At 43.4% G+C, this 18,639-nt stretch carries 16 protein-coding genes and 1 pseudogene; 8 read left to right on the top strand and 9 right to left on the bottom strand.

What is annotated here, in order from left to right; genetic code table 11:
* Window position 1 precedes the first annotated feature (1 nt).
* The 3 genes from ACTF5U_RS10300 to ACTF5U_RS10290 are packed head-to-tail and all read right to left on the bottom strand — an operon-like array spanning window position 2 to window position 2,404.
* A complete protein-coding gene (locus ACTF5U_RS10300; RefSeq protein WP_438971544.1) occupies window positions 2-1,117 on the bottom strand; it encodes a glycosyltransferase family 4 protein in 1,116 nt (371 codons plus the stop codon).
* Between the two features lie 15 nt (window positions 1,118-1,132).
* Window positions 1,133-2,092: a mitochondrial fission ELM1 family protein gene (locus ACTF5U_RS10295; protein ID WP_438971543.1), complete on the bottom strand. Its 960-nt coding sequence runs from the start codon at window positions 2,090-2,092 to the stop codon at window positions 1,133-1,135.
* A gap of 54 nt (window positions 2,093-2,146) precedes the next feature.
* Window positions 2,147-2,404 carry an LpxL/LpxP family acyltransferase gene (locus tag ACTF5U_RS10290; RefSeq protein WP_438971542.1) on the bottom strand — a complete coding sequence of 86 codons (258 nt, stop codon included), beginning with the start codon at window positions 2,402-2,404 and terminating at the stop codon, window positions 2,147-2,149.
* 200 nt (window positions 2,405-2,604) lie between these two features.
* On the opposite strand from ACTF5U_RS10290, the gene ACTF5U_RS10285 reads away from it, so the two are divergent.
* The 3 genes from ACTF5U_RS10285 (at window position 2,605) to ACTF5U_RS10275 (ending at window position 5,177) form a co-directional block, all read left to right on the top strand.
* Entirely contained in the window at window positions 2,605-2,823 is a 219-nt protein-coding gene (locus ACTF5U_RS10285; RefSeq protein ID WP_438971541.1) for a YdcH family protein, read from the top strand.
* Window positions 2,824-3,143: 320 nt separating this feature from the next.
* Entirely contained in the window at window positions 3,144-3,308 is a 165-nt protein-coding gene (locus ACTF5U_RS10280) for a DUF6435 family protein (RefSeq protein WP_438971540.1), read from the top strand.
* A 96-nt stretch (window positions 3,309-3,404) separates the two neighbouring features.
* A complete protein-coding gene (locus ACTF5U_RS10275) occupies window positions 3,405-5,177 on the top strand; it encodes a protein adenylyltransferase SelO (RefSeq protein ID WP_438971539.1) in 1,773 nt (590 codons plus the stop codon).
* A 213-nt stretch (window positions 5,178-5,390) separates the two neighbouring features.
* Here the strand turns inward: ACTF5U_RS10275 and ACTF5U_RS10270 are convergent, their stop codons facing one another.
* The 6 genes from ACTF5U_RS10270 to ACTF5U_RS10245 all read right to left on the bottom strand — a co-directional run bounded on the left by ACTF5U_RS10270 (window position 5,391) and on the right by ACTF5U_RS10245 (window position 12,961).
* Entirely contained in the window at window positions 5,391-6,053 is a 663-nt protein-coding gene (locus ACTF5U_RS10270) for a VC0807 family protein (protein ID WP_438971538.1), read from the bottom strand.
* 252 nt (window positions 6,054-6,305) lie between these two features.
* The gene (locus ACTF5U_RS10265; protein ID WP_438971537.1) at window positions 6,306-6,476 is read right to left on the bottom strand and encodes a ChaB family protein; all 171 of its coding nucleotides are present in this window, start codon (window positions 6,474-6,476) and stop codon (window positions 6,306-6,308) included.
* 51 nt (window positions 6,477-6,527) lie between these two features.
* On the bottom strand, window positions 6,528-8,789 hold the full coding sequence (locus tag ACTF5U_RS10260; protein WP_438971536.1) for a putative bifunctional diguanylate cyclase/phosphodiesterase: 2,262 nt from the start codon (window positions 8,787-8,789) through the stop codon (window positions 6,528-6,530).
* Between the two features lie 6 nt (window positions 8,790-8,795).
* On the bottom strand, window positions 8,796-9,848 hold the full coding sequence (locus ACTF5U_RS10255; protein ID WP_438971535.1) for a hypothetical protein: 1,053 nt from the start codon (window positions 9,846-9,848) through the stop codon (window positions 8,796-8,798).
* Between the two features lie 235 nt (window positions 9,849-10,083).
* Complete coding sequence (locus tag ACTF5U_RS10250) at window positions 10,084-10,506, bottom strand: hypothetical protein (protein WP_438971534.1); 423 nt, start codon at window positions 10,504-10,506, stop codon at window positions 10,084-10,086.
* Window positions 10,507-10,786: 280 nt separating this feature from the next.
* Window positions 10,787-12,961, bottom strand: a complete 2,175-nt coding sequence (locus tag ACTF5U_RS10245) for a glutamine synthetase III family protein (protein ID WP_438971533.1) — start codon at window positions 12,959-12,961, stop codon at window positions 10,787-10,789.
* A gap of 497 nt (window positions 12,962-13,458) precedes the next feature.
* Between ACTF5U_RS10245 and ACTF5U_RS10240 the strand changes: the two genes are divergently transcribed.
* The 5 genes and pseudogenes from ACTF5U_RS10240 to ACTF5U_RS10220 all read left to right on the top strand — a co-directional run.
* Window positions 13,459-14,301 (top strand): formate/nitrite transporter family protein, encoded by an 843-nt coding sequence (locus ACTF5U_RS10240; RefSeq protein WP_438971532.1) that lies wholly within the window; start codon window positions 13,459-13,461, stop codon window positions 14,299-14,301.
* Window positions 14,302-14,487: 186 nt separating this feature from the next.
* Window positions 14,488-16,023 carry a BCCT family transporter gene (locus ACTF5U_RS10235; RefSeq protein ID WP_438971531.1) on the top strand — a complete coding sequence of 512 codons (1,536 nt, stop codon included), beginning with the start codon at window positions 14,488-14,490 and terminating at the stop codon, window positions 16,021-16,023.
* Between the two features lie 169 nt (window positions 16,024-16,192).
* Window positions 16,193-16,783: a hypothetical protein gene (locus ACTF5U_RS10230; protein ID WP_438971530.1), complete on the top strand. Its 591-nt coding sequence runs from the start codon at window positions 16,193-16,195 to the stop codon at window positions 16,781-16,783.
* On the top strand, window positions 16,743-18,017 hold the full coding sequence (locus ACTF5U_RS10225; protein WP_438971529.1) for a hypothetical protein: 1,275 nt from the start codon (window positions 16,743-16,745) through the stop codon (window positions 18,015-18,017). Before ACTF5U_RS10230 ends, ACTF5U_RS10225 begins: the two co-directional genes overlap by 41 nt.
* An 8-nt stretch (window positions 18,018-18,025) precedes the next feature.
* Window positions 18,026-18,639: pseudogene (locus ACTF5U_RS10220) on the top strand (hypothetical protein); the annotation flags it as partial.

Below are 18,639 nucleotides of genomic sequence, written 5' to 3'. Positions count from 1 at the left end.
ATTATTTTGGCCGCACCATCACGGACTGGTAAACAGTTAATGTGTTTTCCAACATTCGCTGCAGGGTAAAAGGATGGTTTGTTGGCACCGCTGGCAAGCTCTCTAGCCACTGTAAACATTTGTCAGCCACAGCACTTTTATCCCCCACCGCTATCAGCCCATCAGGCAACATGATGTTAAGTTGTTCTGACACGCCACCATGATCATAGGCAATGACGGGTTTGCCCAAACTGATGGCTTCGATCGGAATACGACCAAAGGCTTCCGGTTCCGTAGACAAAGAAAATACGATATGAGATGTCGCCATAATATCTCGAAGATCGCTGCGATGGCCGGTAAAGGTTATCAGCGATTCTACGCTCAGCTCACTGGCCAGAGCAGTTAACTCCTGTAAATAACGCGTTTTGCCGGGCTTGGTCTCACCTACAATCAGACCATGCACATTGACATGACGTTGACTGAGCGTGGCAATCAGTTCAATAAAATCCTGCTGACCTTTCCAGCGGGTAATGCGCGCCGGTAAACATAACAGCAATTTGTTCCGGGTTTGCGGAAACTGTTGATACCACCTGGCCAGCCAAGTGGCATCCGGTTGATATGCGCAAGAAAACTCTGCGGCATTAACTCCCCTATAATTTAGCTGCAATCGCTCAGAATTCACTCGGTAATGACGCAGCACGTAATCACGGATCATCTCTGAAATAACGATGACTTTTTCGCCTTTAGTCATGATAGCGCTGTATGCATTGACCGAATACGGGCCATGAACGGTAGTAACAAAATGCGGTCGCTGCGCGCGCGGTATGGTTTTCAGGGTCAGATAGCAAATCCAGGCCGGTAGCCGGGAGCGAGCGTGGACAATATCAATTTGTTGGCTGAGTAAAAATCGCCGAAGTTTGGGAATAAGCCTTAAGGTCAGCAGCGATTTATGGCCAATCGGCCATTGAATATGTTCGCTGCCTTGTTCAGTCAATGTTTTGACCAGACGGCCACCACCAGAAATAACCATCGATCGGTGGCCTTGTTGACTTAGAAACTGGCCAACTTCCAAGGTACCCCGCTCAACGCCGCCAGACGCCAGCGCGGGTAATACCTGAACTACACTAAGTTTGGACAAAATAAATCAAAAACACTAAATACTGTCAATGGCAATATGACCGAGATCTGTTTGCGACAACCAGTTTGCTTCAATCCATTCTGCGCAGCGATCGGCTTCAATAAAACCGCTGACTGGATGCAAAGTTCGTTGATATGCCTGATGATCGTCAAAGCGAACAACCATACCCTCTGCTAATAATTGTTGTAAGCCGTTACTGACCCGGTTTTGACGTTTAATCGGCACCGGCAAAGTGCCGACCGCAAGCCTTGCAGTTAACGCTTCATAAACCATAGAGACGGAATCTTCGCTGATCCAGGCACTGCCGACATTGGCCATTTGATTGGCAACCCAGCCCGGTGCCGTGTTCTGAAATGGCACCACCTGTAAATTGGGTGCATCAATTAATTGCGCTGATTGCAATGACTCCGCTGGCGTGCGCCGAGATGTGGTCAACGTGTAATGAATCGTCGGATTATCAGCCAGCAATTTAGTGATATTTTGCATCAGTTTCTGATTATCCCAACCACAATGTTTGGATGGACCACCGAGCATAATCAGTGACTCTTCGGCGCGATGGTCTCCTATGGCCTGTAACGGGTTTAACACGCCACGGGTTTGCAGATAACGACCACCACCTTGATATCGGTCATGTTCTGGGATCAGGCACAGATCAAATAAACCGACCGGCAAACTGGGTTGCATCATTAATATGGCTTTACCACCAAAAGCACGTCTTGCTGCCAATATGGGTAAATGTGTCCGATGACCAGCACCTAGAATCAAATCGGGCGTGGGCAAACCCATTCCCTCTGGCCATATTCCAGATAACCATTGTGCAAACGGCTTTAATTTCCCGGAAACCGGAATATCAATCACCTGACAGCGACGGATACGTTGTAATGCGCGAGCCAGTCCCAACGACTGGTTTTCATGGCCTGGCTTACCATCAGTCAACCGCCAGATAATCGTGTTACCAGAATCAGATGCGTTCATTAGATGTTTGCCTCTCAAATTACGTTGTCTGTTCATCAAGGCAATGGTTAACGCCTAGGATGATTTACTGGTTATTAGCATAAGTTGAAAGTGTGTAATTTTGATGTCGGTTATATGACAGAAAACGTCATATTGATTAGGCAGATGCTCTGGGCGATTAATACAAAAGCCTCGACCAATGGGTTGGGTTTTGAATCCGTGGTGAAGCCAAAGATATTGTTCGGAGTATTGGCGGATCTGCTCTGCCAGCCAATCATTCAGATGCTGTGCATCCTGCAAGTCGTCCCCACTAGGATAGTGTTCTAGTGCCATCAGGCCAAGACTTTGCAGTTTTTTTCGCAATAATCGTTATTGCTCGAGCGCTGGTAACTCGGGGAAGCATAGGAACTATGCCCAACGTTATTTGGTTACTAAACTAATAAGAGGCGTTAATATGTCACTTAGGACTTTCTGAGCACTGACCAATCAACGATTTCTTAAAACGAATAACCGTACATTGAAAGGAGATAAACATGTTTCCCGAACATCGTGAACTGATCACCAAACTTAAGAACAAGGATCACCATTTCATGCAGTTGTTTGAAAAGCACAACGAACTCGATCAGAAAATTAAAAACATGGAAGCACAGATTGTGCACGTAGGCCATGATGAGATTGAGCTGATGAAAAAACAGAAACTGAAAATCAAGGACGAATTGTATGCTTATTTAGAGTCGTTCGGTTCTGAATAGCTTTGCTCGCAAGTTGTACTTAAAATCCCTGGGCTTTGCGGTCGGTTCGATTCTAGCATCGAACATCATTAGGAATATCAAAGCCTCAATGCCTTCACTGTGTTGAGGCTTTTTTCCAGACTTCTTACATGAACGATCACTATCACGTTGATTGACGTCATAAAACTGAATCAATCTAATCATTTTCAATCGGATCTCCGTTTTGATGTTTTTGTTTGAAGCGTAAAATATAAACTAATGAAACTAGTCTCAAGCCTTTATAGTCAGATCTAATGATTACGGCATTTCATCGTTAATTACATTGATAAAGGCTCATCTCCATGTTTTCATTATTCAAATCAGATCCAATAAAAAAATTGAAAAAAGCCCATGCAAAAAAGCTGGAGCAAGCAATGCATGCCCAAAGAAATGGAGATATTCGTAGCTTTTCAACCCTGACAACTGAAGCCGAGCAACTTAAGCAAGAAATCCAAAAACTGCAATAACACGCAACTCATAAACAAAGTTGCTGCTCGATTATCGGTTAGAATCGATATCTCTGTGTGGGGATTACCGCAATATGCAAGTCACCAGGAACACCAATGATGAAACAAGCCCCCGAGAGTATGTCTTCCAAGATCGCTACTCTCGAAGACCTTGCAAAAATGACAAGTTATTCGTTTATGGATTCACTTAACAGCGATCCTGACGGGACTTTGAATGGAGACGATCACTCTCCGCGACAAGTATTCACAGGACATTATGTCCCGGTAAAACCAACGCCAATCCAAAACCCTGTTTACGTTACACATAGTAAAACCTTTTTCCATGAACTTGGGTTCGCAGACAGCATGGCGAACTCGAAAGACTTCGTTCAGATGTTTTCCGGCGATCTACGTTTTGTTCCCGCGCCTATTCGCAAAGTCGGTTGGGCTTGTGGTTATGCCCTTTCCATTTACGGTACAGAATACAATCAACAGTGTCCGTTCCAAACCGGCAACGGATACGGTGATGGTCGGGCAATCTCAGTATTGGAAGCCGTTATCAGGGACCGTCGATGGGAAATGCAGTTAAAAGGTGGCGGTCGAACCCCCTACTGCCGAGGTGCGGATGGTCGAGCCGTTTTACGATCCAGCATCAGAGAGTTTCTTGCTCAAGAGCACATGTACGCGCTCGGGGTACCCACATCACGTTCGCTAAGCTTGTATGCCTCAAAAACCGAGCAGGTCCAGCGGCCCTGGTATTCGGATGGATCGACTTCAACTGAACCCAACATTCTTATCACTGAACCCGTTGCCATCTCGACGCGGGTCGCCCCCTCATTTATACGAGTGGGTCAACTCGAGCTATTTGGCCGTCGCGTTATCAACAATGCTCACGAGCACGCGATGGATGAACTCGAGAAGATTGTGTCGCACTTGATTGATCGAGAATATTCTCATGTTATTGATCAAAACCTTAAAATCGAAACAAAAGTCATTTTGCTTGCAAAGGCGTTTCGTGGTCGTCTTACGTCTCTTATCGCTGACTGGATACGTGTAGGTTATTGCCAAGGCAATTTCAACAGTGATAACTGCGCTGCCGGAGGTTTCACACTTGACTACGGTCCTTATGGATTCTGTGAAATGTTTGATCCTCAATACCAGCCATGGACCGGTGGCGGACGCCATTTCTCCTTCCTAAACCAACCAGCGGCGGCAGAGCGTAACTTCGCCATGTTTTGTAAAGCATTGCAGCCTTTGCTTAAGACCGATCAGCGTTATATATCAGAGCTTGAAGAAATTCGAAGGGGGTTTTCTGAGGTCATGCAAACGCAATTAGAAAAGATGTGGGCTGCCAAACTGGGACTTGAACGCTATAACGAGGCATTGGTCAGCGAGCTCGTAAGCCTGATGGCCTTAACACCGGTAGATTACACCATTTTCTTTCGTGAGCTCTCTCTGTTGCCTGACGATGTTGGTCCACTCAAAAAAAGCTTTTATGGTGAACTGAATCCTTCAGAAAGTGACTTAGACTCTCCGTTCCCAAACGCCCAAGTAATTGACTCACATTGGTCAGAGTGGCTTTTAAAATGGAAAACGTGTCTAGGCATCAATGACAAAATCGGCACAAATCATTCAGGGCCCCGGTCTCGTAAAACGATTTCCAGTCAGATGAAACAGGTCAATCCGAAATATATTTTGCGAGAGTGGCACGTCGTTTCTGCTTATAAGCAAGCAGCTGATGGAGAATACTCACTCCTCCGTGAGTTACAGGACGTGATAGCGCAACCCTATGCCGAACAATCGGAAGAGATCGAGGAAAAATATTATCGACTTAGGCCACCGGAGCTCTGTGATATCGGCGGCGTATCCCATTATAGTTGCTCGTCATGACTCAAAAGCGATGCAACACTGCGTTATAAAAAAGTGGGCTTGTATTGCCAGAAGCGCTTGTTAACGGGCTGAAACGCTACCCTCGAATCAATAAAAATCTCATTCCGGCCGTGCCCGTTTGACCTCGTCAGTGAGCTCTCTGGCGTATGTGACAAACTCAATTTCATTGTATGCAATTTACATCTAACACACTGATAAAATTAAATTATTCTGTTATTTTGAGTTTAGAACTTCTTCCAGTTTTAGCCCTGTTAGATCATGAATGGTCCGCCATAAATAGTAAAGAATGCCCATAGTCATCAGCATAGACGGAAGCGCGATAACAGGATAACTGTATAAGGTTAATTGACCGAGCTCTTTATTAAATTCAGGTGTTCCTGCTGTACTGGTTACTATCGCTTTGGCAAGAATGTAGTTCATCGTTGCTGAAAAGGCAAAAGAGCCTGCCACAAGGTAAGTTGCCTTGATTAAGCGAGACTCAAATATATGCGTACTGTTCAATTCTTCAAGCTTTTGTTGAATTTTTTCAACATTCATAACAGCTGGATTAAAAAGTAATGCCTTTACCAAAGGGTAGGGCGTATACGTTGAAATCAAAACAGAAATACCAATTATTGCAGGAATAGCGGCTTCTTTAATCGCCAACCACTTAGTATCGAGCTCAAGCAAACCGATACCTCCTGTCAGTAAAATACTGATAAATCCTAACAGGGCAATGAAATTGAATTTTCTGTATTTGATTAACTCGAAAAGTCCCCATCCAATAGGAAACGAAAGAGCAATAATCAGACCGCCACTCACACCTAAATAATCGTCGGTACTCCATTTCATCAGAATTAATGACGGGATGATGATACCTATTAAAAGATCAAGCATCGGACGTGGTTTATGTGTAGGTATACTGCTCATCGTTATCCGGTTCCAATAGGGTCTGGAGGTTAGTACTCATTATCGATATTGACTGAAAACCATAGCGATGAAACCACGTTATATTTTCTAACAGGTCGATTTGATTCCAAGGCTATATTCTTTAAATTATTATAGCTGAAACCTCATGAAAATAAGACTCTATTCGCTATTTCGATTACAGCGAAAGCGTTTTTGTTTGTTATTTTCTTTTACAGCAGACTAGGCAATTTTATGTGCAACTTCTTCCCTTGAGTCATTATCGTAACGGTCTTCTGGATTTTTATATTGCTCCCACGCACTATTAAAAGCTTCTTTATATATTTTCTGAGCATGTTTCGGCAGATTATCTTTCACCTGATCAGGTAATTCTGATAATGAGTCATACGGCATAGTTACTCCTGATTAATCAGAGTAAGTGAGTTCAAAAACCTGCATCAATGACTACGCTCTCTCTGAAACAAATTCAGCAGACAGCTCCCTTATGTTTTCAAATTTATCTACCGGTAGCGGCGGCGAGAAATAGTAACCTTGAGCATAGCGACAATGATTCAATATCAACAATTCTAGATGCTTGTGATCTTCAATTCCCTCTGCAACCACCTCCATTGAGAGGTCGTGGGCTAAACGAATAATTGCTGTTAAAATTTTGCCGCTTGTATTCCCTTGTTCTGCCCCCGCTATAAATGAGCGGTCAATTTTCAGGTTGTCAAAAGGTAATTGTTTTAAGTAGCTCAAAGATGAATAACCCGTACCAAAATCATCTAGCGACAATTGGACGCCCAATTTTTTCAGCTGTTTTAAAACATCAATCGCCTTATCAGCATCACTGATAATTGCTGACTCCGTGATTTCGATTTCTAGTTTTTCAGGGCTAAAATTATAGTTTGTTAGAGTCTGTTTTATATTCTGAATAAAATCTTCATGGAACAGCTGGATAGGTGACACATTGATGGACAGGGACAAATGTTCAAACCTTGTCCCCTTCCATGAGGTTAACTGCTGAGCCGCTGCCTCTATAACCCATTTCCCAATAGGAAGTATTTGTAACGTTTCTTCCGCGAAGAGAATAAAATGGTCTGGAGAAATCATTTCTCCATCTGGTTTAAACCAACGAATTAAGGCTTCTGCGCCGTATACCTGATTATTAAATAAATCAATTTTTGGCTGGAAGAACAATCTAAACTCATCATTCACTAACGCTACATCAATACTATTTCTAAGCTGAAAATAACGTTCTACTTTTGCATTTAAACTTGGGGAAAAAAATGATGTTTGGTTTTTCCCTGAATCCTTGGCATTGTACATTGCAATATCGGCTTTTTTGATGAGCTCTTCTGGACCTGATGCATCGTCAGGATAGAGAGAAATACCAATACTGGCTCCGATTTTAAATTCGTTCTCATTAACCACAATAGGATCATTGAGACACGCTATTAAATCATTTGCCAGAATGGCTATTTCCTCAGAGTCACTAAACTCACTGACAATGACTGTGAACTCATCTCCACCGATTCGGGATAAAAAGTCGCTTTCTCGGACTCTCGCATTGAACCGCCTTGCTGCTTCAATCAACACCAGATCACCCGTTCCATGCCCTAATGAGTCATTGATTTCTTTGAAATTGTCTAAATCGATAAAAATAAGCGCAAGTCTACTTTTTTCTCGCTTGCTTGCTCTCAATGAAGATTTAAGCTCTTCTTCAAAATACTGACGGTTAGGCTGCTCTGTGAGTCCGTCATAAAAAGCCATTTTCTTGAGCTTGTTCTCAACATCTTTTTGTTTAGAAATATCCTGGAATAAAAAAACCAGCTCCGCATCATCAGTCGATACTTCGATAACCGACGACACCGTTAGCCATACAGGCAGTTGCTCATTAACAGAATTAGAAAGGTTAACCTCCCCATTCCAACCAATACCCATTTGAACGTCTCTCTTGAGTTGACTTAATGCGTGTTTATCATCAGAAATAAACTGCCAAATTTTTTGTTTTAAAATGCCGTCATCACTGACTTTGGCTATTCGATTGAAAGCATCATTTGACTGATAGATCTCACCATTTAAATCTGTAAAGACAATCCCTTCACTCATACTCGAAAAAGCTTTATGGGCAACGTTGAGTCTACGCACGGGATCGCTTAAGACCTGTCTGATGAGGTAAAACAACACAAAAATGAAGAAAATAGAAACCAGACCAATTTGCATTAACTCAATTAAGATCGCCTCTCGTTGCTGTTTGATAAACGGCTGAGTATCAATGAAGAGCTCTACTTTCCCAAGAGTCATTGTTTCAAATTTTATTGGATACAAGCGGGAAAGGTTGGACTGTTCTAGAAGAATCGACTTGTTGGATTTATCGTAGGACTGTATATCACCATTTTGATCAATCCAACGCCCCATAAAAACATGCCCAAATTGGCCATAGACGACGACACCAGTAATATATTGCCCCTCTAGTTCAGAATCGAGTATGCCTGCGGCAAACTCCTCTGAAAAAGCGCGATCAACCGATTTGCTATAAATAGACCAGATGGAAGGTTTCACCGCTGAAGCAATGCGATTAGCCGTCTGCTTTATTAGAACATCTAAACGCTGTTGAAAATCTGTCTGTGATAAATGAAATCTAATACCACCAAATACTGACATCACCAGAAAAGTACTCAGGACGATGCCTGCTATCAGTCTTACGTTGAAGATGTTGTTCATATCGCCTTATTCGAAAGGGCCGAATAAATCGTAATATTCGTCAAAATCCTTTTTAAATTCATGTTTTTTTTCAATCAGTTGGCTTGAAAAAGGATCCTTTTTATATTGCGAAATGATCTCTTCTGATGCGCTACGCCACTTAGTAAGATCAGCTTCATTCCAGTGATTAAAGTGCATCCCCCCCTCTTTGAGCATTTTTAATGCATCAATGTCGTTTACTTTCGCTTTGAGTGTGGCAGTCAAGGTGAACGATTTTATTGCGGTTTCCAGAATGGACTTCAACGCTGGTTCCAAAGCATCATAAGCTTCTGCATTTATCAAAAAGTCAGACAATACCGAAGGTTGCCAGATAGCGGGGACTATTGCGTAAGGACTAATATCTACTATTTCCAAATCAAATAGCCCTGAGGTGGTTGTCCACTCAACCGCATCAATATTTCCCGCGATCATAGATGGCTTAATTTCCTCTGGGACCAAAGGAATAGTCAAGCTGTTTGATGCTTTTGCTAACACTTCACTTGGTAACCCGGGCCCTATTCGTACTTTTTTTCCTGCTAAGTCACTCAAACCAGTAATGGGGGTTTTAGAAACCAAACCAAACTCCATACCAGCCCACCAAGCAGGTCGCCATAGAACACCACTTTCCTGGGATAACTGGTTTGCAAAAACGGCCCCCTCCTTTTCGAGGAAAAACATCATAGAAGCATCGATATTCATAAAATCTAGAGGGCCAGAATTCATCACTGCCCACGCTTGGTGTTGAGCAGACCACCAATTTGGCCAACCATTACCCATCTGTACCCGGTTTTCTGCAACAGCGTTGAAAATATTAGCACCATGAGCATGTTCACCAGCAGGATAAGGCGTAATTAACAAGCGCCCCTCACTCATCAACGCCACATTCTCTGCAAACTTTTGCAACTCCCTAAAGCTGCTACTGTTGGCAACGGCATGGGACTGCAAACTCCAATTGTGTATAACGCTGGTATCTTGCTGCTGATTACAGCCAGTCAACAAAAGCACAATAAAAACGCACGATAAATTCAATAACTTTCTCATTTAGTTTTATCTTCTTATGACTATTTTCAGCTTACAGATTAGATATTTAAAGTAGTTAGCTACTATCTAAATGCTTAATAAGCAGCATAAAGCGTTACAAGATATTTCTCTATATAAAATTTAGCTTATTGCGAGTGTGCTGATTCGATTCCGGGGTGGACTATTAAAAACACATGGCCTCTAGGCATTGCGTGTGTTGAACTTTTTATTGAGGTGTTTTGAGCCAGAAAACACTTTATTTTTTGCTTTGAGTCGTGTGTGTGATATGCAGTCGTGATACAAAATCACCGACAGTCACGGGTTTTCGTCTTTCATCGCAAAAACTGACGGATACAGTATTTCCAGACACAAAATAAATCACATCTTGTTTATACATTAAGCCAATATCACAAGCATCATTCCAGCTACAGTTAACGGCCCATCCGGATTTTAAATCATCCCATTTTGGGGAGAAGCTAATCAATCTCCTAACCCATGGGAAATGAGCCTTCAAATATTGCTCAAGGTTCTTATCTGCTGATTCATTCTGCTCAGATGAGCCGTTGTCACCGGTGGTTGCATAAGCAGATATTATGGCGAAGTTGCTGGGCCAATGTGAAATCTTTTCAACATTTAAAAACTGTGTATCCAAATAGGAATCAGGAATTTGGTTTTGCATTTTTCAGCCTCTATCCCGTTTGAGAGTTCTCAAGAGAGACTATGATATAGATGCGAAATTATGGTTCACTATTTTCATACCTGTCACTAAAGTCGGCATACCAAAATGTCTGGCTATAGCTAAGCCTGATTTGTGTTTTTACCTGTCCAAAAATGCTGCAAGTGGCCTCCTAACACAGCGTCCTCAATACGCAAGGTAAGATAAATTGTATGAGAACAAGATCAGGACTACACGTTTATTGCAGTCCTGATCTATGACAACGTAAGTAGAATAGCTAATGTTATTTTATGAATAACATTTCCTGGTATTTAGGAAGAGGCCATAATTCATCCGCGACTTCTGTTTCCAAAATATCAGCATGTGTGCGTACTTCGTCCATCAGGCCACGGATCTCGTTAGCACAGAATTGCATATGCTCTTCGGTAGAAGCGAAATCATGCTTTTCTATAGCCTCACTCAATTGTGTAACGGCAGTCATCATGGCGTTTGATTCGCTCGCGATTGTTTTTGCTATTGAGCTATCCAATTCAATCCCTATGTCTGCCATGCCTGCGGCTGTGATGGATAGCTCCGACAAGTAGCTTAAAGCAGCAGGATAAATCATTGTCTTCGCCATGTTTATAACAAGCTTGGCTTCAACTTCGATAGATAAAATATATTGTTCGGAATACACTTCATAACGACTCTCCAGCTCTACCGGTGAGAGCACATTCATTTTTTCAAATAACTCTATTACTGAAGCTTCACGAAGAGCTGGTAATGCATCAGCAGTTGTTGGGATATTCTTAAGACCGCGTTCTTCAACTGCCATTTTATGCCACTCGGGCGAATAACCATCTCCACCAAACACGACATTACCGTGTGACTCCATTAGCTCTTTTAGAACAGCAAGCACAGCATCTGCTTGTGTCGTTCCTTTTCCTAGTTCCGACTCCAGTTTTTCAGCAATCCAGTTTAATGAATCAGCCAAGATAGTATTCATTGTCACCAGCGGACCAGAGACGGATTGTGATGAGCCTACTGCCCTGAATTCAAAACGATTACCGGTAAAAGCAAATGGTGATGTACGGTTACGGTCGCCAGGATCTCGTTCAAAATTCAGAATTTGAGACAAACCAAGATCCATTTCACCTCCGCTTTGTGATGACGTAATTTTACCCTCTTGAATGTCTTTGAAGACTTTTTCAAGTTGGTCACCCAAGTAAACCGATAAAATGGCTGGCGGTGCTTCATTGGCCCCCAAACGATGGTCATTTGCCGCCGAGGCAATTGCGGCTCTTAATAAAGGACCAAACTTATGGACGCCCCGAATAACCGCACCACAGAACAATAAGAAATTAAGATTGGCATGAGGGGTGCTGCCTGGATCTAATAAATTCCCCTGGGTGGCGTTACCGACTGACCAGTTGACATGTTTACCTGAACCATTAATGCCCGCGAAAGGTTTTTCATGAAGTAAGCAAAGAAATCCATGCTTCTTAGCCGTGGTTTTCATTAAGGTCATCATCAGCTGTTGATGATCAGCAGCCACATTCGCCGATTCAAAATACGGTGCAATTTCAAACTGGCCCGGCGCGACCTCGTTATGATGCGTTTTAGCTGGAATACCTAATTTATAGAGTTGATCTTCAAAGTCTTGCATGAACACTTGAACGCGAGCAGGAATCGCTCCGAAGTAGTGGTCATCAAACTCCTGACCTTTGGCAGGTGCTGCACCAAATAAAGTACGGCCCGCAAGCAACAGATCTGGGCGACTGTTAGCGAAATTGCTATCAACTAAAAAGTATTCCTGTTCAGCACCACAACTGGAATTTAATGTTGCAATGTCTGTTTCCCCCATTAAGGAGAGCACTTTCTGAGCGGCTTCATTCATGGCGGCATTCGAGCGTAATAATGGGATTTTTTTATCCAGGGCTTCCGCTGTCCATGACATGAAAACGCTTGGAATCATCAGAGTCGCACCATTGTCAGTTTCCATAATGAAAGCTGGACTGGTTGGATCCCAAGCCGTGTAGCCTCGAGCGGCATTCGTCATGCGCAAGCTACCATTTGGGAAGGAAGAACCATCAGGTTCGCCTTTGATTAAAAGGCTACCGTTAAATTCTGTAATGGCGTTACCATCCGAGTTGGTAACAATAAACCCGTCATGCTTTTCGGCAGTGATATTAGTCATCGGATAGAAGATATGAGAAAAGAATTTAACCCCTTTTGATAGGGCCCATTCTTTCATTGCTGCTGCAACCACTTCTGCCGTTAACGTGTCGAGAGGCTCCCCACTCTGAACTGTCTTCTTGATCGACTTAAATGCTGCTTTGGAGAGTGACTCCTCCATTTTGGATAAGTTGAACACATTGCTTGCCCATATTTTATCCAGAGGCTCGGGCTGTGATACTGATATGGGTTCACGGTTCGTGATTTGGTAAATTGCTTGGATGCGAGACTCATTTCCACTCATTTCATTTCCTTCATTATTTGCGTTGTTTAATAATCCAGAACAGCTAAAAATTAAGGTAAAAATCTTGTCTAAGAGAAATCGTCTCTAACTCAATCACTCATTAGATTGGTCTTTGGCTGCATTAAGTATTTCAATCACCAACTAAAATAGCCTGAAACTACAAGCAAGATTCAACCCAATACAGAAACAGGGCCTAAAACCCAATAATACTGATACATAACAGTCACTTATAAAATTAACCATATTCACGAGGGGGGTTGAAGATGCACTGTAATAGTATTTGTATGCACCTTCCATGTGCATACAAATCTCATATCAATATGATGAGAGGCAGTAATTGGGCTTAATGCTATATGACCTATAGACGGTACACTGAACCTGTAATATGTATTAAATGACCGTCATGCATTGTATAGCTTGAGTAATATATGATGCGTGAGTCTGGTCGTCTGATATGAAATAAGTCATGATATGAAAATAGATACTAGGAGTTGAAAATGGATCCATTTTCTATTGATGCATACCGCCCTGAAGAGATTGCCAATCGTATCCAGAAGTTAGGGGTCGTCAAAAGCAGGAACGATCCGTTGCGGGTTCTGGCGTTGTCATTACTGGCAGGAGCGTTTATCGCCTTGGGCGCCGCCTTATTTACTGTCGTCACGCATGATGCAGGAGAACTTGCCAGCGGTATACTTCGCTTGATTGGCGGCCTGGCTTTTTGTCTCGGCCTTGTTCTCGTTGTTGTGGCCGGCGCCGAGTTATTCACCGGAAATAATTTAATCGTCATGGCTTATGTTGATGGTCAGGTTACCCTCAAACAATTACTCAAGAACTGGTCACTGGTTTACATCGGTAATTTTATTGGCGCTTTAGGAATAATGGTTCTGATTTACTTTAGTGGCCATTGGCAAATGGGTAATGGGGCCGTTGGAGCGCATGCCGTCATGATTGCCGATGCCAAGGTGAATCTGACATGGATGGAAGCCTTCAGCCGGGGCATTTTGTGTAATATTTTAGTGTGTCTGGCGGTATGGTTATGCTATGCCGGTCGAAGTGCCACTGACAAGATTCTGGCCGTTCTGTTTCCGATTACTGCATTTGTGGCTTTGGGTTTTGAGCACTCCGTAGCGAATATGTTTTTTATTCCTGCGGGCTTGATGGCACAAACCGATGCACTTATTGCTGCAACAATGGCTGTTCCGGTATCTGAGCAATTATCGATCAGTGGCTTTCTCTGGCACAACCTGATACCCGTAACATTGGGCAATATCATAGGTGGCAGTGTATTTGTTGGCTTATTTTATTGGTTTATTTATCTACGCAAGCAAAAAAATCCATGATGGTCGACGGTCATATAATTAGCCCATCCTGAATCAGGAAATAAAGCTTACTCAGTGGATGAGTACCGATGACCTGACTCTCTTTACTAAACTCAGACTAGTTAAATAACAACACGGCTTGTTAGAATGCGATTTTGAGTTCCAGTTCTTCTTATGGTCAACGCCAGACCCGGTTGGGTTTTCTACGTGTCACTGTCACTTTTATTTAGTTTTATTACAGTGGCAACTCTCTATCCTGATACCTTTGCTGAATATGCCAAGACTGCACTGGCGTTTACAACAACACACTTTGGCTGGTTGTATCTCTTCGTTACCACTGGCTTCTTGGTTTTTTGTATCAGTATCGCATTGTCAAACTACGGTCTGATTCGCTTAGGCGCTGATGGCGAAGCACCAGAGTTCTCCTACCTATCATGGCTTGGGATGATTTTCTCAGCTGGTATGGGGGTCGGGTTGGTATTCTGGGGAGTGGCTGAGCCCATGACGCATTACGCAAACCCACCCTTTGGAAGCACACTTCCCCACTCACCGGAATCAGCCAGCCTAGCAATGAGATACTCACTTTTCCATTGGGGATTTCATCAATGGGCAAATTTTGCCGTTGTTGGACTTGCCATCGCCTACGTGCGTTTCAGACAACAGCGTGCAGGACTTATCAGTGAGGCATTCCGATCCACTTTAGGTGACCGAGTGGATGGCAGTATGGGTCATATGATTAATGTCTTGGCTGTCGTCTCAACTGTGTTTGGTGTTGCTACAACGCTTGGCCTGGGTATCATTCAAATCAACAGTGGGATGTTCTCAGTCTTCAACCTCGAATTTGGTATTTCGTCACAACTTGCCATTTTAGGTGGTATCGGCCTTATATTCCTTCTGTGTTCACTCGCCCCTCTAGAGAGTGGCATACGTTATATGAGTGATCTGAATATGTGGCTTGCCGGGTTGCTACTCATCTTTGTTTTCTTTGCTGGCCCAACAGACTTCATCACCGGCTCAATGACCAACGCAATTGGAGACTATTTCAGTAACTTGATTGGCATGAGCTTTGTCATGACACCCTATTCCGGTGAAGATTGGGTGGAACGCTGGACTATTTTCTACTGGGCATGGGGTCTCTCATGGGCTCCCTTTGTCGGAACATTTATCGCTCGCATCTCCCGTGGGCGCACTATCAGAGAATTTATTTTTGGTGTTATCGGAATGCCTGTATTACTCAGTACATTGTGGTTTGCCACTTTTGGGGGGAGTGCGATGTACTTTGAGATATTCCAGAATGCCAACATTGCCGAGACAGTTTCAAACGAGATCAGTGCTGGCTTGTTTGCCTTGCTTGACCTATTGCCTGGCTCAGAAATATTGGCTGTATTGATGCTGGTCTTGATTATTTTATTTGTGGTCACATCCGCCAATTCAGCCACCTTCGTTCTGGGTATGTTTACTGGCAAAGGCGCGCTGATCCCAAGACCCTGGTTGCGATTTACTTTTGGGATAGTACAGATACTGGTTGCCGCTGTTTTGTTAATGAGTGGCGGACTTTCATCTTTACAAACTATCTCTATCGTTGCCGCTTTTCCATTCATGATTCTGATGGTGTTCATGGCTAGCGCCTTACTCAAATCATTGAAAAATGAGCAACGACAAATTGAACTGCATGAGGCGCTTATGCGTGAGCGGCTTCAAAGAATCATTGAAGAACATGAAAAAGCAGAAACTAGTCAGTAATGGAGTGATAAGGTTTATTAGCTCATTACATATATCCATAACGTTTTTAGTCATCACTTTAAATAAAAAGGCGTGTTAACCTTTACCTATAAACACAGTTCAATTCATCGTAATTTCACAGCAGAATTTCTATTTTGAAAATGTATCGTAACGGACGCTGGTAAGACCAATGGAAGAAACTTCAAGGTGGGGATGGTCTATTCTTAATCCCATTTTTATCTTCATTCTCACACTCACATTCTCAGGGTTTTGTGTGGCTGAAGTTCAGCCACCTACAGAGTCATCAGACAACTGTGATGTCGTAGGTATCGATTACCAGGACAATCCGGATATGACGCGTGCAGAAAGGCTAGAACGCATGGAGCAGGCTTTCTATGAATCTTTACACAAGTTTGAAAATTGCCACACCTCGCCTTCCTTAAGTTCCTCATCAGCCGCCAGCGCCACATCAAATTCGTCTGGCTCAGATGGCGGCAAAACGTCCACAGCAAGTGAAATGCTACAAGGAACCGAGTCGGAACCGATCGAGGAACCAGCGGCAACCGCCAGCAGTTCAAATGAAACAACCGATTCACAAACATCAGGCCCAACGACGAGTTCGTCGAACGGCAGAATACCGGAAGATATTCCACCAGCAGAAAATGATGACGCCATCGCGGCTCAGATTAGAATAGCTGCTGAGGCAGAAACGGATCCTGAGACCAAGAAAAAGCTCTGGAATGAATATCGTAAATACAAGGGGATGGATATTGAACAGTGATCGTTATAGAAAACCCTCCACTTTATTAGTCTATACGCTGGTTTTAATGCATCTGCTGACAGGGTGTGCCAATACGCTAACAAATTCCGGCGCGAATAGCGCAACAGGACCCCAGGTTTCTTCTAGCTTTGAAAAAGACACTGCTGAAGAGAGCTACACAGGCCCGAAACTGGATGTCGTTATCCCTGCTTTCTCGCCAGGTCTTTCTGAAGACGCCTCTAGCTATGAAGAAGAAGGAATATGGCCAGAACTTCGTCGGGCAGAAGCAAACCGCTTTGCCTACAAGCTGAAAAAGGCCTTGGATGACACAGGTAAATTTGGTGCGGTCAGAGTCACGCCCAATAATACCGCTTCGGGCGATTTATACGTATTGGGAGAAATTGTTACCTCAGATGGTGTCGATCTGGAATTTGACCTTGAGGTAATTGATGTCAGTGGTAAACGCTGGATGGATGACGCTATTGATTATGAAGTGAGCGAGGGATTTTATAAAAACCCTAGAAACGAAGGTAAAGACCCTTATGACCCCGCCTTTGATCAAGCTGCCGATGACATAGTTAAAGCACTTCTCAAACAGAAACCAGCGAATCTTGCAGAGTTAAAACAAATTGCCGATTTACGTTTTGCTGCTAGCTTTAATGAGGAAGCATTCTTACCTTACCTTGATACCTCCAAAGATCCGATGGAGGTAATTAGTATGCCAAGTGATGCCGATCCCCTATATCAACGAGTGCAGTCCGTCAGGGTCAGAGAACAGCTGTTTGTGGATAACCTTCAACAAGACTACAGCGCTTTTAGTCAGCAAATGGAAGACAGTTATCTTACCTGGCAAAAAGCAAGCTTTACTGAAACCCTGTTACGAAAAGAAGCCAAAACGAAAAGCTTGTTAAAAATTGCTGGTGGTGTGCTGCTGATCGCCGCCGCCATTGCTGCCGCCGCTTCCGGAAGCCCCTATGACAATAACATTGGCACTGACGTCGCTGCTGTAGCCGCCGGTGTGGGTGGCGCCGTTCTTATAAGCAGCGGTCTGACCTCAAAAGAAGAGGCAGCGATGCATCAAGACGCCATCAATGAGTTGGGGCAATCTGTTGATTTAGAGATGTCACCACAAGTAGTTAAATTCGAAGAAGAAACAAAAGAACTAACCGGTGATGCAGATGAGCAATTTCAACAATGGCGTCAATTTATGTCACAAATGTATGAGCTAGAAGCAACACCGCAAACACAGCTTTAGGCGCCAGCATGATTGCCGAAAAAATTGCCGAGGCCAGAAAAGCCAAACAGAAAAAGCTAGTGATGCTGAGCGCATTCATTGCTGGGATCGTCATCTTAGCAACTTTACTGATTTATATATCCATGAACTTCAAGCTTGTCCGACACGTTATGCCGGAACAGGAAAACGTTACGCCAACAGTGGAAGCGCCTACACAGTCAACATCTCATCAAAAAAACGAAACCGACCCGGCGTTATCAGATGTGCCACCACAACCATCACCACAGCCCCCTGCTGCTATCAGACAAACATATCTCGATGCCTATCAGCAGTATGAAAATCATCTGAAACCACAACTTAATCAAATTGATCTGGGACGCTGGAATAAAACCTTGTCTGACCAGATTTCCGTTTCAGAAAAAACCGCGATTGAGACTTTCGCTTCAGCCGACTATGCCTCGGCACTTGCTGAAATAAACAAACTCGCACAACTGGCTGAGAAGACAATAGAGCAGAGTCAAAGTGAATATAATGACGCTATATCTGCTGTTGAAAAGGCATACACGATGCTCGACTATGATGGAGCCAAGCGAGAGCTTGATAAGGCATCGATGCATCAATCAAATGCACAGGAGATTGACAG

The sequence above is a fragment of the Methylophaga sp. genome (assembly GCF_965655755.1).
In the GTDB taxonomy this organism is placed as follows: Bacteria; Pseudomonadota; Gammaproteobacteria; order Nitrosococcales; family Methylophagaceae; genus Methylophaga.
Note: the sequence above shows the minus strand (reverse complement) of the source record. Positions and strands in the feature narration are given on the sequence as shown.

Bases quoted from the DNA above. Each gene is read 5' to 3' on its own strand.
- ACTF5U_RS10295 (WP_438971543.1), bottom strand. From the start codon at position 2,092: ATGAACGCATCTGATTCTGGTAACACGATTATCTGGCGGTTGACTGAT.
- ACTF5U_RS10290 (WP_438971542.1), bottom strand. From the start codon at position 2,404: ATGGCACTAGAACACTATCCTAGTGGGGACGACTTGCAGGATGCACAG.
- ACTF5U_RS10285 (WP_438971541.1), top strand. From the start codon at position 2,605: ATGTTTCCCGAACATCGTGAACTGATCACCAAACTTAAGAACAAGGAT.
- ACTF5U_RS10280 (WP_438971540.1), top strand. From the start codon at position 3,144: ATGTTTTCATTATTCAAATCAGATCCAATAAAAAAATTGAAAAAAGCC.
- ACTF5U_RS10275 (WP_438971539.1), top strand. From the start codon at position 3,405: ATGATGAAACAAGCCCCCGAGAGTATGTCTTCCAAGATCGCTACTCTC.
- ACTF5U_RS10270 (WP_438971538.1), bottom strand. From the start codon at position 6,053: ATGCTTGATCTTTTAATAGGTATCATCATCCCGTCATTAATTCTGATG.
- ACTF5U_RS10265 (WP_438971537.1), bottom strand. From the start codon at position 6,476: ATGCCGTATGACTCATTATCAGAATTACCTGATCAGGTGAAAGATAAT.
- ACTF5U_RS10260 (WP_438971536.1), bottom strand. From the start codon at position 8,789: ATGAACAACATCTTCAACGTAAGACTGATAGCAGGCATCGTCCTGAGT.
- ACTF5U_RS10255 (WP_438971535.1), bottom strand. From the start codon at position 9,848: ATGAGAAAGTTATTGAATTTATCGTGCGTTTTTATTGTGCTTTTGTTG.
- ACTF5U_RS10250 (WP_438971534.1), bottom strand. From the start codon at position 10,506: ATGCAAAACCAAATTCCTGATTCCTATTTGGATACACAGTTTTTAAAT.
- ACTF5U_RS10245 (WP_438971533.1), bottom strand. From the start codon at position 12,961: ATGAGTGGAAATGAGTCTCGCATCCAAGCAATTTACCAAATCACGAAC.
- ACTF5U_RS10240 (WP_438971532.1), top strand. From the start codon at position 13,459: ATGGATCCATTTTCTATTGATGCATACCGCCCTGAAGAGATTGCCAAT.
- ACTF5U_RS10230 (WP_438971530.1), top strand. From the start codon at position 16,193: ATGGAAGAAACTTCAAGGTGGGGATGGTCTATTCTTAATCCCATTTTT.
- ACTF5U_RS10225 (WP_438971529.1), top strand. From the start codon at position 16,743: ATGAATATCGTAAATACAAGGGGATGGATATTGAACAGTGATCGTTAT.